Source organism: Methanofollis sp. UBA420 (genome assembly GCF_002498315.1).
Taxonomy (GTDB): Archaea; Halobacteriota; Methanomicrobia; order Methanomicrobiales; family Methanofollaceae; genus Methanofollis.
Window position 1 is genome coordinate 785,601 of record NZ_DAGX01000002.1, and the last position, 13,713, is coordinate 799,313.

General features: G+C 50.5%; 15 protein-coding genes. 6 read left to right on the plus strand and 9 right to left on the minus strand.

Annotated elements, in window-relative coordinates:
• Positions 1 to 10: 10 nt before the first annotated feature.
• A complete protein-coding gene (locus BP869_RS03835; protein WP_342677046.1) occupies positions 11 to 340 on the minus strand; it encodes a NifB/NifX family molybdenum-iron cluster-binding protein in 330 nt (109 codons plus the stop codon).
• A gap of 116 nt (positions 341 to 456) precedes the next feature.
• Here BP869_RS03835 and BP869_RS03840 point away from each other — a divergent pair, with 116 nt between their 5' ends.
• Together BP869_RS03840 and BP869_RS03845 are read left to right on the plus strand one after the other, a co-directional pair.
• Complete coding sequence (locus BP869_RS03840) at positions 457 to 1,089, plus strand: DUF2150 family protein (RefSeq protein WP_342677048.1); 633 nt, start codon at positions 457 to 459, stop codon at positions 1,087 to 1,089.
• On the plus strand, positions 1,086 to 1,538 hold the full coding sequence (locus BP869_RS03845) for a DUF5814 domain-containing protein (RefSeq protein WP_342677050.1): 453 nt from the start codon (positions 1,086 to 1,088) through the stop codon (positions 1,536 to 1,538). The genes BP869_RS03840 and BP869_RS03845 overlap by 4 nt, the downstream gene beginning before the upstream one ends.
• 102 nt (positions 1,539 to 1,640) lie before the next feature.
• Here BP869_RS03845 and wecB (BP869_RS03850) read toward each other — a convergent pair whose 3' ends face one another.
• Entirely contained in the window at positions 1,641 to 2,702 is a 1,062-nt protein-coding gene (gene wecB, locus BP869_RS03850; protein ID WP_342677052.1) for a non-hydrolyzing UDP-N-acetylglucosamine 2-epimerase, read from the minus strand.
• An 81-nt stretch (positions 2,703 to 2,783) separates the two neighbouring features.
• Here wecB (BP869_RS03850) and BP869_RS11830 point away from each other — a divergent pair, with 81 nt between their 5' ends.
• The gene (locus BP869_RS11830) at positions 2,784 to 3,230 is read left to right on the plus strand and encodes a hypothetical protein (protein ID WP_422655884.1); all 447 of its coding nucleotides are present in this window, start codon (positions 2,784 to 2,786) and stop codon (positions 3,228 to 3,230) included.
• On the opposite strand, the gene BP869_RS03860 is transcribed toward BP869_RS11830, so the two are convergent.
• Entirely contained in the window at positions 3,175 to 3,510 is a 336-nt protein-coding gene (locus BP869_RS03860; RefSeq protein WP_342677056.1) for a nucleotidyltransferase family protein, read from the minus strand. The two genes, BP869_RS11830 and BP869_RS03860, sit on opposite strands and share 56 nt — an antisense overlap.
• A gap of 211 nt (positions 3,511 to 3,721) precedes the next feature.
• Positions 3,722 to 5,167, minus strand: coding sequence for a flippase (locus BP869_RS03865; RefSeq protein WP_342677058.1), 1,446 nt, complete (start codon positions 5,165 to 5,167; stop codon positions 3,722 to 3,724).
• A gap of 312 nt (positions 5,168 to 5,479) precedes the next feature.
• On the opposite strand from BP869_RS03865, the gene wecB (BP869_RS03870) reads away from it, so the two are divergent.
• Genes wecB (BP869_RS03870) through BP869_RS03880 form a run of 3 tightly spaced genes read left to right on the plus strand, consistent with a single transcriptional unit; the run spans position 5,480 to position 8,486 of the window.
• Positions 5,480 to 6,562, plus strand: a complete 1,083-nt coding sequence (wecB, locus tag BP869_RS03870) for a non-hydrolyzing UDP-N-acetylglucosamine 2-epimerase (RefSeq protein ID WP_342677060.1) — start codon at positions 5,480 to 5,482, stop codon at positions 6,560 to 6,562.
• A complete protein-coding gene (locus BP869_RS03875) occupies positions 6,559 to 7,809 on the plus strand; it encodes a nucleotide sugar dehydrogenase (RefSeq protein ID WP_342677062.1) in 1,251 nt (416 codons plus the stop codon). The genes wecB (BP869_RS03870) and BP869_RS03875 overlap by 4 nt, the downstream gene beginning before the upstream one ends.
• On the plus strand, positions 7,806 to 8,486 hold the full coding sequence (locus BP869_RS03880; protein WP_342677064.1) for a class I SAM-dependent methyltransferase: 681 nt from the start codon (positions 7,806 to 7,808) through the stop codon (positions 8,484 to 8,486). Before BP869_RS03875 ends, BP869_RS03880 begins: the two co-directional genes overlap by 4 nt.
• A gap of 5 nt (positions 8,487 to 8,491) precedes the next feature.
• On the opposite strand, the gene BP869_RS03885 is transcribed toward BP869_RS03880, so the two are convergent.
• Genes BP869_RS03885 through BP869_RS03905 form a run of 5 tightly spaced genes read right to left on the minus strand, consistent with a single transcriptional unit; the run spans position 8,492 to position 13,691 of the window.
• The gene (locus BP869_RS03885; protein ID WP_342677066.1) at positions 8,492 to 9,745 is read right to left on the minus strand and encodes a glycosyltransferase; all 1,254 of its coding nucleotides are present in this window, start codon (positions 9,743 to 9,745) and stop codon (positions 8,492 to 8,494) included.
• Positions 9,742 to 10,509, minus strand: coding sequence for a class I SAM-dependent methyltransferase (locus BP869_RS03890; RefSeq protein ID WP_342677068.1), 768 nt, complete (start codon positions 10,507 to 10,509; stop codon positions 9,742 to 9,744). Before BP869_RS03890 ends, BP869_RS03885 begins: the two co-directional genes overlap by 4 nt.
• Positions 10,485 to 11,621, minus strand: a complete 1,137-nt coding sequence (locus BP869_RS03895; protein ID WP_342677070.1) for a DegT/DnrJ/EryC1/StrS family aminotransferase — start codon at positions 11,619 to 11,621, stop codon at positions 10,485 to 10,487. Before BP869_RS03895 ends, BP869_RS03890 begins: the two co-directional genes overlap by 25 nt.
• Positions 11,622 to 11,625: 4 nt before the next feature.
• Complete coding sequence (locus tag BP869_RS03900; protein ID WP_342677072.1) at positions 11,626 to 12,582, minus strand: dTDP-glucose 4,6-dehydratase; 957 nt, start codon at positions 12,580 to 12,582, stop codon at positions 11,626 to 11,628.
• Complete coding sequence (locus tag BP869_RS03905; RefSeq protein ID WP_342677074.1) at positions 12,579 to 13,691, minus strand: glycosyltransferase; 1,113 nt, start codon at positions 13,689 to 13,691, stop codon at positions 12,579 to 12,581. The genes BP869_RS03900 and BP869_RS03905 overlap by 4 nt, the downstream gene beginning before the upstream one ends.
• Between the last annotated feature and the right edge of the window lie 22 nt (positions 13,692 to 13,713).

Consider the following 13,713-nt stretch of genomic DNA (forward strand, 5'->3'; position numbering starts at 1 on the left):
TGGAGACAGTTCAGGCCACCTTCAGATAGCGCTCCACCGCATCTTTCGCCATCACCTTCGGCATCAGCACGATTATGATCCCCTCCTCGCCGAACATCTCCTCGGCATGGGGGCCGAAGTGCCCGGCGACCACGGCGTCAACCCCCTCTCTCATCATCTGATCGGCGGCGGCCATGCCGGCCCCCTGTGCCACGCGGCAGGCATCGTTCGCCACGGTCTCGACCGTGCCGATCGCACCCCCCTCCACCTCGACAAAAGTGAATGTGTCGGCACGGCCGAAATCGGTGGCCACAACGGCGTCAAGGCCGCCCTCTCCATCGGTTGCTACGGCGATCTTCATACAAAACCCTTTTCGCACATCAGATAAAGCGCTTGCCCCCCTCCTGCCGGCCGGAAAATCATGTGCAGCCGCCGTTCCCGGATAGAAAATTCTTTAATTGGAGGTATTCTATCTCTATGGGAATGGCAAAGAAGAGCGCAAAAGAACAGGAGCCAATGAAGTTATTCTATATTTTCTACAGCGAAGAACGCTGGAATAACTGGTTGTCCACCCTCAGGGAGGCGGACTTCGAGGGTGGCGACGACGAGGAGGAGATGCCGCAGGGCTTCCAGACCCTCCAGAGTTTTGTCGAGGACGTCACCATCTCGGTCCTGAAGATCGTGAAACTCTACCAGAACGAGCGGTTCAGCAAGGAAGATGCGCTCGAGAAACTCGAGGGCGTCGAGAATATCGTGATGGCCGGCCTCCCTGAAGACGACCCCCTCGTCGATATCGTCGGAGACGTGCAGATCTCTCTGCTTGCGCTCTTTGCATCCTGCAGGACATTCCTTGAGGGCGACTATGAGGCCGATCCGAAGGCTCTCGTCAAGGACGGGAGAAAGGCGGCCGACGACGAACCCGAGGTCGCCCTGGACATGGCGGCAAAACTCGGCGCACAGATCATCAACGGAGGCAAGTGGAGCGCCACTTACCTCAAGAGCAAGGGGGACCCGACCGTCTTCGACGAGTGGCTCACCGAGATCGAGACGATGTCGGAGGCCGTGCAGTCCCTGAAGAAGTTCGACGAAGAGCCCGGTGAAGGGACGTGATCGCAGACAAGGCCCGGTTCCGCGCAAGCAGGAAGATTGAACGAGTTACGGGAGTCCGCCTCCCCGACCGGGTCTTCAACACTGCATTTCTGGAAGCGGTCGCCCCGGCGATGGGCAACCGCGCCCTCGATACCCGCGTGCGGGAGCAACTCCTCAATATCCACCGGGACTTTCTCGCCTGCAAGTGCAGGGACAACCCGAACTGCGGGTGTCCTGAGAAGAAGTTTGCAAAGACGATCCTCGAATACAGGGAGACCGGCCTCGACCACCGCCAGATCGCGGATGCGATCCTGGACGAATATGGCATCGATGTCTTCCCTGCCGATATACTCTCGTTCCTCGAAGAGATGGTCCACACCCTCGAAGTGGTCAAGGAGGTGGCCAGGATCGAGGGGAAAGAGGGCCTGATGAAGGAGACGGACAGGCATATCAAAGCGGTGGAGCGGTGATCACCGCAGGCCTGCAGGATCCCTTCTTTCATCTCCAGAACAAATAGCGATTATTGATGTTATTTTTGCGAATATAGGGGGAGTCGGCACTGATGCCGCCCCTCATACTCCCATCTGCCCGATGACCCTCGCGATCGCCGACGCCGCGTCGCCCTTCCCGAAGACATCTGAGCGCTCAATTTCTGGCACGAACTCGCGGGCGGCCCGCACGATCACGTCGTGGTCGCTCCCCACGAGGATGTTCCAGCCGTCCTGCACGGTCTCGACCCACTCGGTCGTCTCCCGCATCGTGATGCAGGGGACACCGAGGACATAGGCCTCCTTCTGGACGCCGCCCGAGTCGGTGAGGATCGTCTGTGCGCCGCTTTCAAGGGCGAGCATCTCCAGGTAGCCGACAGGTTTGATGAACGTGATCCGGCGGTTTGCCTCCTCATAGAGGCCGAAACCCTTGAGCATCTTCTCGGTCCGCGGGTGGCAGGGGAGGACGACGTCGCCGATATCGCCGAGCGCCCGCATGATCGCGGCGAGTTTTACCGGGTCGTCGGTGTTCTCCGCGCGGTGGACGGTGGCGAGGCGGTATGTCCCCGCGGAGAGGCCGAGATCGGCAAGGACAGGGGAGGCCTGCGCCACCCGCGTGTGCTCCAGGAGGGCGTCGACCATCACGTCGCCGGTGAGGTGGACGCCTCTGGTGATTCCCTCTGACCTCAGGTTCTCGACGGCGGTCTGTGTGGGGCAGAGGAGGAGAGTGGAGATGTGGTCGGTGAGGACGCGGTTGATCTCCTCCGGCATCCGCCGGTCGAAACTCCGCAGGCCTGCCTCGACATGCGCGACAGGCACATGGAGCTTTGCCGCCGCGAGGGCGCCTGCAAGGGTGGAGTTCGTGTCGCCGTACACGAGGACGCAGTCTGGCGTCTCCTGCAGGATCAGATCCTCGATCGCGGCGAGCATCGCCCCGGTCTGGTGGCCGTGGGTGCCCGAACCGATGCCCAGGTTGTGGTCAGGGTGCGGGATCCCGAGTTCCTCGAAGAAGAGGTCTGACATCTCCCGGTCATAGTGCTGGCCGGTGTGGACGAGGACCTCCTCGTGCTCTTTCCGCAGTTCCCTGGAGACGGGCGCACACTTGATGAACTGGGGGCGGGCCCCGACGACGGTGAGGATCTTCATGCTGAGGATAGGGTAGGGAGGAGGAGGGCAAGAGGGTTGCGATAAGGAGACGATGCCATGGTCGGGTGAGATGTCATCCTGATGACAGGAATTCAGAGAGGCATCAGTAACCTCGAAATATCACTCGTTCTCTGGAGGCTTCAAGGTGCGCCGCATCGTCTCAATCTGATCTCTCAGTTCAGGGAGTTGCCGGGTGATGATGAACCAGACCGTCTCAGGGTCAACACCGAAGTAATGGTGAATGACAACATTCCTGAGGCCGACAATTTTTCGCCAGGGAATCTGGGCATACTGCTCCCGGAGAGCGTCAGGTATATTGCCGCAGGCCTCACCGATCACCTCAAGATTCCGGATCACCGCATCAAAGGTCTTTCGATCAGTGGCGAACTCCTCTTCAGAGAGACCGCGGATATATTCTTCAATGGCACCGATGCCTTCCAGAATATCGTCGAGAAAGAAGGTGATTTCACGCTCAGACATAGACGAGGTCCCGGGAAATGGATCTCCTCAGATTTTTGCGCCGGTTGATCCCGCCTTTCAGGACGAGGTCGACCCTGAGACCAAGAAGATGTTCCAGGTCATCCCGCAGGTCCACGACATCCCACCCGATAGGATGTGCAAGATCGACCAGGATATCCACATCGCTCCCTTCGACCTGTTCATTTCGGGAATAGGACCCAAAGACACCGATCTCCCTGACCCCATATTTCCTCAGGAGATCAGGCTTTGCCTGCCTGAGAACCTCAAGGATCCGTTGCACTTCCCAGGTTCCAGGAATGGTGTCAACTGTTCCGGCCATGCATTCCATTCTGTTGCTGGAATATTAACGATTCCGGTCATACTCTGCTGAACTTCCCAGGAACAGAACGGTGTCGATTCATGCGGATCTCCAGGGCCATATCATATCAAAGTTTGATTGAGAAAGCAGTTCACAGAGGATCAGAAAATTATCAGGTAAATACAGATCCCGGGAAAAGAGTAAACTGCCGAAAGATTTTTTGCATCTCTCCTCCGGCAGATCACAACCACCGCGGCCAGGGCGCGCCGAGCTGCACGACAAGGTCCCGGATCTCGTCGCGGAGGCCGGGGTCTGCCTTCAGGAGGACGAGGCCATAGACGAGGCCGCCGAGGGCGACGGCGGCAAGGACGATGAAGACGTTTGTGAGGGGGATTGTGAGGCGGTAGAGGAGGACGACGAGGGCCATCGCTCCGGCGGCGAGGAGGATGTGGAGGACAGGACCACGTTCGAGTTTTACCGGGATTTGTTTCGAAAGATAATATCTGGCGATCCCTGCATTGACGAGCATCGTTACGAGGGTGGCAATCGCCGCCCCTTCGATCCCGAAGAGGGGGATGAGGGCGAGGTCGAGGACTATGTTCACGACCGCCGCCGTCCCGGTGGCATAGAAGGACTCCCTCGGGCGGTCGATGGCATTGAGGCACATGGTCTGGAGGTACATGAAGACATTGACCACCTGCACGAGGAGGAGGATGCCGAGTACTGCTGCCCCTTCGGCAAAGCCCGCACCATAGAAGAAGTACAGGAGGCGGTCGCCAAGGATCCATCCCCCGACCGCCACCGGGACTGCGAGGAGGAGGGAGTAGGTGACGGCGCGAGATAGGGAGAGGGTGACGCGGTCGAGGGCGCCGTCGGCGTGCCAGCGGCTGATCTTCGGATACAGAGTGGTGTGGAGTGCCGTCGTCGTGAAGGTGGCGGCAGCGGTGAACTGGAAGGCGATCCTGTAGATGCCGACATCGGCAGAGGACATGAAATAGCCGACGAGGACAGTATCGGCGTATGAGAAGACGGTGGCGCCACTGGAGGCGAGGAAGATCCAGAAGGAGAAGGTGAGAAGGTTTTTGAGGTGGGCAGCGGTGAAGCGAGCAAGACGGAGATGGAGATAGCGGAGGCAGAAGAGGCCGCCGACGATCATCCCGGCGACAAAACCGCCGATCAGTCCGGCGATCCCGTAACCGAGGAATACGGCGAGAACCTGGCTGAGAACCTTGACGACGTTATTCAGCAGGCTGGAGGTCTGGTTGACGCCGACCATTCCCTCGCCGTAAACACCATTCACCGTGACACCGAGGAAGACACCGACGATGAGGGCGAGGATGAGCCAGGGGACCATGCCTGTTGCTCCTTCCGTCATGAGATAATCGGAAAGGGCGAGTACCGCCGTTGCTGAGACGGCAAGGAAGGTGATTCTGAGGAAGAGGAAGGCGGTGAAGTGAGCGTTCTGCTCCTTCCCCTCTGAGATCCTCTTGACGGCAGCACCGCCAAAGCCGCCGTCTCCAAGAAGAGTGAATATTGAATAGTATGCTAGAAATAAAGAGTAAATACCGTAAATAGACGGACCCAGAGTATGAGCGAAGTACATCGTTGCTATAAATCCAATGGCCGTTACAGATATTGTCGAGAATAAGCTGATGATACTCTGCCGATGCAGAGGATCAATGCCCATAAAATGAAGGATACAACAACGAACCGGGCGCACACACTATAATAGTCGGAAAATGGATTAAAGATTTTGGAGTTTCGGAATGGTTCAAAGGGAGAAAAGGATATATTACCACAACTAACAAAAATAGACAAAGGAATATTAATTAGCCTCGCAATCGTCAATTTTGACTCATAATAGGTAAAATCATCTTACGATGCACCCATTCTAAAATCATCACAATCAAGAAAATGAGTTGGCATATGGGATCGATCTACTACAGATAGTAGTTGATCACGCGTAATAATATAGGCAGCAAAATACAATAATAGTAAAATGAAAGTCAGCATTATTCTTGGAACCAGACCAGAAATTATCAAGATGTCACCAGTGATCCGCCAGTTGCAAAGCCGATCTCTTGATTTTTATATCATACACACAGGACAGCATTATTCGTATAACATGGACAAAATTTTTTTTGATCAATTACATCTACCCAATCCACACTATAACCTCGACGTGGGATCTGGAACCCATGGAAGACAGACGGGATTAATGCTTGAAAAAATAGAAGATATTTTTATCAAGAACACACCCGATATAATACTGGTCCAGGGCGATACCAACACCGTATTGGCTGCGGCCCTTGTCGCCTCCAAAATGGGGATTAAAATTGGACATATTGAAGCAGGACTGCGGAGTTTTGACAGGTCCATGCCAGAAGAAACGAACAGAGTAATCACAGATCATCTTTCAGATTACTTATTCGCACCGACAGAAATTGCAAAGAACAATCTTTTACATGAAGGGATCGATGACCGATCCATCTTTGTCTGCGGGAATACCGTCGTAGATGCAGTCATGCAGAATCTCGATATCTCAAAAAAGGATACACAAATACTTGAAAAGTACGGGATATCAAAAAACAATTATTTTTTAATAACAGCACACCGGCAAGAAAACGTAGATCAGAAATCGAAACTTATAGGCATCATCCAGGGGTTAAAAATGCTGTATGAAGAATATGGAATCCCGATTCTGTTCCCAGCCCATCCACGAACGCAAAAGAATCTTCATCAATTCGGCATCCCTATCCCAGATGGCACCATAATGTTTGATCCCCCGGGATATCTTGAATTCCTCCAACTTGAAGAGAATGCCAAACTCATACTTACCGATTCTGGAGGTGTTCAGGAGGAAAGTTGTATTCTTGGAGTACCCACTGTGACACTTCGGGAAAACACAGAAAGACCGGAGACGATCCATATTGGGGCAAATATGATTGTCGGTACCGATCCAAATAAAATTATACAAGGCGTACGTACCATGATATTACAACAAATAAAATGGATTAATCCCTTCGGGGATGGAAATGCAGGAAAAAGAATTGTAGACACAATTATCGAGGGAAAATCATGAAAATATGTGTGATCGGTCTGGGATATATCGGTTTTCCTACCGCATTGCTCCTATCGAAGAATTATGAGGTTACCGGTTGCGACATTAACGAAGATCTGGTTAAAAAAATCAAAAATAAAATAGTACCTTTCTTTGAACCAGGAATAGAAGATTTATTTGACAAAACTCAACTAAAAGCAGAGACGCATCCGGTCCCATCGGATGTTTTTCTGATCTGTGTACCAACGCCATTTGATAAAGAAGTAAAAATGGCTGATCTCAGATACGTAAAAGGAGCATTGGAGAGTATCGTATCCGTGCTCGTCCCCGGTAACCTCGTGATAATCGAGTCCACGATTACACCAGGAACCTGCGAAAAAATTGCCGTACCCATTCTCGAACGTTCGGGTCTCAAGGTAGGAGAAGATATACACCTATCACACTGCCCTGAGCGGGCTATCCCCGGAAAAACCCTCTCCGAAATGGTTCAGAACGACAGGATCATTGGAGGCATCGACAAGTTTTCAGCAGATCTCACAGAGGATATCTATCGTACGTATGTAAAAGGAAAAATCTATAAAACGAATATCCGGACCGCAGAATTCGTAAAACTCATTGAAAATACATATAGGGATGTCAATATCGCTCTAGCAAACGAAATTGCAATGCTTTCGGAAGAAATGGGCATTAACATTTGGGAAGCCATAGATCTTGCAAATAAACACCCAAGAGTAAACATTCATCTTCCCGGACCAGGCGTTGGAGGTCATTGTATTGCTGTAGATCCTTGGTTTCTCACGGAGAACAGCATCAACGCAACACTGATCACTACCGCCCGAGAAATCAATGACAATATGCCATCTTTTGTGGTCAGCCGAATAAAGAGAATCTTAAAGGATCACGGCATTCTCAACCCTACAGTATCAGTTTTCGGTGTCGCCTACAAAGCAAATGTCGACGATACACGGGAGACGCCAGCGCTGAAACTGATCAAACTCTGCGAAAAAGAGGGGTGGAGCGTACGCATATTTGATCCAAATGTTAAAAAATTCGAATATCCACTCCTTTCGCTTGAAAAAGCAATCGATGGAACAGATATCATCATTATAGAAACCGGACACGACCAGTTCAAAGATGTGCTATCAAATCCGGATATTAGATCGCGCTTAAACAATAAAATTGTCTTAGATTGCCACAATATCATTGATAAGTCCGCGTGGAAGAAAGCAGGATTTTCAATCTACACTCTCGGAGACGGAAGTATATGAAAAAGGAGATGTCTTGTCACTCAGGCCCCTGCGATCATAGTCTCGGACACGATCCCCAAGGACACACCGATACAACAAAAAAAAGACACATAGTCACGGATTCATATAGTCTCAACCAGTATCAGGACGCTCCGCTCGAACGTGGTGATGTTCTCAGGTTTCAATTACTTGCCAAATATGCGTACGGCTCTGTATTGGATGTAGGATGTGGTACCGGGGATATGGCGAACTACATGAGTGATGTTGTACAGGAGTATGTTGGACTCGATACTGGTGGATTAATTCAGGTCCATGGTTCCCTCTACCAGCTCCCGATCAAAGACTCCGCATTCGATACAGTTATTCTCTCAGAGGTGCTGGAGCATCTAGAACATCCAATATACGCATTAAAAGAGATTGCGAGAGTGAGCAAAGAAAGGATCCTAATATCAGTTCCAAATCCCTGGAACATGAATCAAATTCTATCCTTAATATTCCAGAACCACAATATCATCGAAAAAAAACATATTTCGCTCTTCGGGGATAACGAAATCTCAGTTTTATGTGAGCGAGCAGGCATTAATATCATCAAAAAAGAGAGATTTTATCTCCCCATTCCTAGAACACAGAGATATATCCCGATAAGATCGCGTTTTGGTGTATGGAACATCTATGTGTGTAATAAAAAATCATCATAACCATATTATTGTGTGATTTGCTCAAAAATATGGGAGAGGGATGCAGTTAGGGATTCGTAATTATATTTTTTCCGGAACTCCTTGATTCTGTCGGATACAACGATTTGTTTCCCTGATGCTGATTGATAGTTGTGATATTCATCTACAATCACGTTGATAATATCAGATATTTCTCCAGTCTGGATCACATGAGCATGGTCAGCATATTTCTTTAAAAATGTCAGAGATGATCCTTCAGAAACCAAAGCAAGTATAGGCCTTGCAGAGGCAATATATGGGAATAATTTATTAGGGATTGCATACGTAGGTGTAGAATCTTTTGTTTTTCCCTCAATGAGGAGCAGCAGGTGTGAACGGTATAGCAGATTATCAGCATCCACTTTTGGGATTAACCCTAAATAACGCACAATTTCCGATAGTCCCAAATGGTCAACAATCTGATGTATAGAAGGGACATCCCTCCCAGCCCATAGAAACTGGATCCTGTCTTTTGGTATCATTCCTTCTTGAATGATCTGATGAAGGGCTAGCAAAAATGCTTCCGGGTTTCGGGATCCGTAAAAATAGCCAGTATATGCTATTGTATATTTATCAAAAGGCTCCGGATCTGCCGGGATGTCCTGAATATCAAAGCCATTGTTAATTACGGAGGATTTTAATATGAGAGATGGAGAGGCCCGGACATAATGGTCTCTCAACTCATCGGTGTTGAATATTACATGATCGGTGGAACTCAATACAGTCCTTTCAAATTTCTGATCGAATCGCTCAACAACCTTTAGAGAATATGAAGAGCCATAAGGATTAATTGTCCACCCATCTCGAAAATCTATGATAAGAGGAACTCCAGTTAATTCTTTCAAGCGTTTTCCGATTAGTGCAGAGGAAAAAGGAGGGCCGGAGACATAGATCAGATCAATATTTTCCTGTTCAATTATTTCTTTACCCTTTTTTACCGCCATCGGGATCCATCCGAGATATGCATCAGGTATCAGAACCTTCGAATGGACGCCTATTCTCCTCAGTCCACCTTCCACGACTGAGAGGTTGTTGAGGATGTTCCATGCCCGGTATACCCTGACATGGTCCGGGATCTCATCCCTCCCAAAGTCGGTATAAAAGCGATCCCTGTTTTTGACGGTGAGCACATAGGGCATCCACCCAAATTCCGGCAGATATTTTGTGAACTTCAAAGTCCGAATAACACCAACGCCGCCAAGAGGGGGATAAAAATATGATATAACCAGGACTTTTTTCATTTCTTTACCCCGGCAAGGATGATGATACTCGAGGCATAGTGCGGCGTAAACTGTACACAACGATCAAGCATCTGAACGGAAAAACGTAGGACTGTATCCCCGACAAAAGGATGCATTTTATTCAGAATTTCCCGGGATAAAGGAGGGAAAAAACCGCAGACTTTCAGGTCACGGACAACGAAGCCAGAACGAGTCAGCAGATCGTTTATGATCCGAATATTAAAATGACAGGTATAAATGCCCATTTTTTTGAATGTTGATTTTCTAACCGTCTGAGGAACACTGATAAGGATCAACCCATCATTTTTTAGCACCCGCCGGATCTCACACAGTGTTTGCACGGGGTCTTTCACATGCTGGAGTGTGGAAATACAAAGGACCATATCGAGGGAATTTGATTTTACCGGCAGAGATTCACCCAGGCTCTGACAGAGATGGATATCAAGACCCTCAATTTCAGCATTTTTTCGAGCTCTGAGAAGAGAAGTATCCCACAGTGGGTCAACCCCAATACATTTTCTCCCTTTTTTTTGAAGATAGAGGATATATTCACCAATTCCGCATCCCACATCCAGGACACAGGACTCAGAAGATGAGTGCTCCACTGCCATCTGCAAGATCAATTCCCGATTCAATGACCAGAAGATCTTGTTGACCGGGGTTATTCTTCCCGATCTCCAAGAACGCAGAATCTCATCCTGCTGCTCAAGTGTTGCCTCGTATTGAGGAGGATTTGGATCTATTTCAAAATCTCGTGGACACATCGTATGACATGACGAATGGTTTCTTCCTGCATTGCTGGATACAAAGGAAGAGAGACTTCATGATCGTATGCTCCTTCCCCAAGGGGATAATCACCCCGCACCAGACCATAGTTTTCTCGATAAAACGGATGAAGATGCAACGGAATGAAGTGAACGCTACAGCAGATGCCCATATTTGCCATCTCCCCGATAAAATCGCCCCGATCCATTCCATTGAGAAGAATCGGATAGAGATGGTAGACATGTCTCCGACCCTTTTTTTCAACCGGCGTCACCACTCCCTCGAGATCGCGGAGGCCAGTTGAATACATCTCCGCATACTTCCGCCGCGTCTCAACAAAACCGTTCAGTTTCCTCAACTGGTGGATCCCGAGCGCCGCCTGGATATCGGTCATGTTATATTTCCAGCCGCAGTCTTCGATCTCGTAATACCACGATCCCTGTGCCGAGTACCTCTTCCAGGCGTCCTTGCTGATCCCGTGCAGCCTGAGGATCCGCATTTTGTCGGCGATCTTCTGGTCGTCGGTGGTGACCGCACCTCCTTCGCCGGTGGTCATGTTCTTCGTGGCATAGAAACTGAAGCAGGTGGCATCGCTTAAGGAACCGATCTTTTTCCCGCGGTATTCCGCTCCGATCGCATGGGCCGCGTCCTCGATAACGACAAGGTCGTGGTCGTCTGCAATCTCCTGGATCTCCTTCATGTCGCAGGGCTGGCCAGCAAAATGTACCGGAACGATGGCCTTCGTCTTTGACGTGATCGCCTCGTTGATCTTTTCTGGGTCGATGTTGAAGGTATCCCGCTGGATATCGGCAAAGACGGGCCTGGCACCGGAGTGGACGATTACATTCCCGGTCGAAGCAAAGGTGTACGGGGAGGTGATCACCTCGTCGCCGGGCCCGATGCCATAGGCAAGGAGAGAGAGGTGAAGGGCGGCGGTACAGGAGTTCACGGCCACAGCATATTTTGCGCCGGTATATGCCGCGATCTGCTCCTCGAAGGCGATCGTCTTCGGCCCCATGGTGAGCCATCCCGACCGCAGGGTATCGACGACTTCTGCAATCTCTTCCTCGCCGATCTCGGGAAGGCAGTATGGTATCTTCAATTCGTCCATATCCTCATCTCGGCTTCGCCCATTCTTCAACCTTGTAGTTTCTGTACCATTCGATGAACTTTTTCAAGCCTTCGTCGATGGAATATTTCGGTTCCCAGCCGAGTTTTCTCGCCTTCGAGATATCGGCAACAAGGCGCTGGACCTCACCGGGACGCTCCTCGACATGGACAGGGGTAAGATCCTTGCCGCAGAGACCGATGATCTTATGGGCAAGGTCGATGATCGAGACATCGACGCCGGTCCCGAAATTGATCGGTTCTCTGAGGGGATTCGGGTATTTCACGACGAGATCGTACGCCTCCACGATGTCATCGACATAGGTGTAGTCCCGCGTCTGCAGACCGCTCCCGTAGATCACCGGCGGAAGGCCACCCATCGCCCTCTTGGTGAAGATGGAAAGAGCGCCGCCGTACCCGGAATCCTTCTGCCGAGGCCCATAGAGGTTGAATGGCCGCATGATGCAGACATTCATCCCATAGGTCTCGATATAGGCATAGCACATTCGGTCAGCTGCAATCTTGCTTGCGCCATAGGGATGAGGGGCATTGAGCGGGTGGTTCTCGTCCATCGGGGCATATTGCGCCGAGCCGTAGACCTCGCTCGTCGAGGCATGAACGACCTTGTCCACGTCATAGACCCTGGCGACCTCAAGGACATTCTGAGTGCCAAGGACGTTCACTTCATAGGTCAGCCTCGGTTCGATGATGGAGCGGTCCACATGGATCTGGGCGGCAAGATGGATGACGGCGTCGACATCACGCATGATCTTTTCAAGGAGGTCATAGTCCCTGATGTCGCCGTTGATCAACTTGAAATTGCGGTATCCCAGAAGGTGTCTGACATTTGTCAGACTTCCATTCATAAAGTTATCCAGACAGACAACTGTATCCCCGTTCTTTACATATCGATCGCAGAGATGAGAACCCACAAAACCGGCGCCGCCGGTGATCAACAGTTTCATGCCTGTCTCCCCTTTAGACAATTATAAATCATGCCCATCTCCTTCATCTGAGTATCATATCCTGCTTTTTCCTCAGCAATCCTTCGCGAGGCTGCGCCAAACCGTATCCTACTATCTTCGTTCCGAAGAAGATAAACAATTTTCCTCGCAAGTGTTTGAGAATCTTTTTTTGGTATAATAAACCCGTTTACCCCGTTCTGGACCCAGAGTGCATGGTCTCCGCTATCAGTCGCGACAACAGGAAGACCTGCCGCCAGTGCCTCAAGCGTGCTCACCACCGCACCGCCGTCGGAGAGTGACGTGGAGACATATACATCGGCGGAAGAAAGAAAGGCAGGAAGCTCATCATGGGGGATCCACCCGACAAAGAAAACGGCATTGGCAACCCCGAGAGAGGCCGCAAGATCCTGATTCCAGGCCTTCTCCTCCCCTTCACCTCCAAGGATGAATTTTGCATCAGGGATCTCCTTCAAAACAGAGGGGACCGCCCGGATCAGAGTCTCAGCATTATAGACCGATCGAAAACCCCGGATGTCGATGACAAGGGGATCGTTCTGGTTCGAGAAAAGTCCAGCAAAAAGAGTCTTATTCCTCTTTCCAGGATGAAAGAGAGTCGTATTCACTCCATGATGGATGACATGAATATCTTTTCCCTCTCCTCCGAGATCGTGAATTGCAGGAAGGTAATTCATACCATCGCATGTGATCACGTCGGCATCCCTCAACGCTTTTGTGACCATATACCTAAAAAGCGGATTTTTTTTCGGATCCTGAAAAATATCGCTCCCCCACAGTGTCAGGACATAGGGGCGGCCGGAGAAGGCAGCGCAGAAACCATAGTGCGTTGCATAATGGGCATGGACAACGTCTGGATCCAGACGCTTCAGAATGCTCCGGATCCTCACGGGTGCCAGGGCGATTGAGGGAAAAGCATAGGAAACCGTGATGACGCTAACGCCGATAGAATCGTAAAATGATCGATGAGCACGAAGTTCAGGAGTTTCCAGATAATCAAGGGTGATAAGGGTGACCTGGTGGTGAGTGGCAAAATATTCAATCCAGCGTCTGGTATGGATCGACCTGATATCCGCAAGATAACAGATATGCATCAGACCACTCCCATAAAAGCCA

Excerpts from the sequence above, each read along its gene's own strand:
- BP869_RS03905 (WP_342677074.1), bottom strand. The coding sequence starts at position 13,691 with ATGCATATCTGTTATCTTGCGGATATCAGGTCGATCCATACCAGACGC.
- BP869_RS03895 (WP_342677070.1), bottom strand. The coding sequence starts at position 11,621 with ATGGACGAATTGAAGATACCATACTGCCTTCCCGAGATCGGCGAGGAA.
- BP869_RS03890 (WP_342677068.1), bottom strand. The coding sequence starts at position 10,509 with ATGTGTCCACGAGATTTTGAAATAGATCCAAATCCTCCTCAATACGAG.
- BP869_RS03875 (WP_342677062.1), top strand. The coding sequence starts at position 6,559 with ATGAAAATATGTGTGATCGGTCTGGGATATATCGGTTTTCCTACCGCA.
- wecB (WP_342677060.1), top strand. The coding sequence starts at position 5,480 with ATGAAAGTCAGCATTATTCTTGGAACCAGACCAGAAATTATCAAGATG.
- BP869_RS03885 (WP_342677066.1), bottom strand. The coding sequence starts at position 9,745 with ATGAAAAAAGTCCTGGTTATATCATATTTTTATCCCCCTCTTGGCGGC.
- BP869_RS11830 (WP_422655884.1), top strand. The coding sequence starts at position 2,784 with ATGACAGGAATTCAGAGAGGCATCAGTAACCTCGAAATATCACTCGTT.
- BP869_RS03835 (WP_342677046.1), bottom strand. The coding sequence starts at position 340 with ATGAAGATCGCCGTAGCAACCGATGGAGAGGGCGGCCTTGACGCCGTT.
- BP869_RS03900 (WP_342677072.1), bottom strand. The coding sequence starts at position 12,582 with ATGAAACTGTTGATCACCGGCGGCGCCGGTTTTGTGGGTTCTCATCTC.
- BP869_RS03880 (WP_342677064.1), top strand. The coding sequence starts at position 7,806 with ATGAAAAAGGAGATGTCTTGTCACTCAGGCCCCTGCGATCATAGTCTC.
- BP869_RS03840 (WP_342677048.1), top strand. The coding sequence starts at position 457 with ATGGGAATGGCAAAGAAGAGCGCAAAAGAACAGGAGCCAATGAAGTTA.
- wecB (WP_342677052.1), bottom strand. The coding sequence starts at position 2,702 with ATGAAGATCCTCACCGTCGTCGGGGCCCGCCCCCAGTTCATCAAGTGT.
- BP869_RS03865 (WP_342677058.1), bottom strand. The coding sequence starts at position 5,167 with ATGGGCATTGATCCTCTGCATCGGCAGAGTATCATCAGCTTATTCTCG.
- BP869_RS03860 (WP_342677056.1), bottom strand. The coding sequence starts at position 3,510 with ATGGAATGCATGGCCGGAACAGTTGACACCATTCCTGGAACCTGGGAA.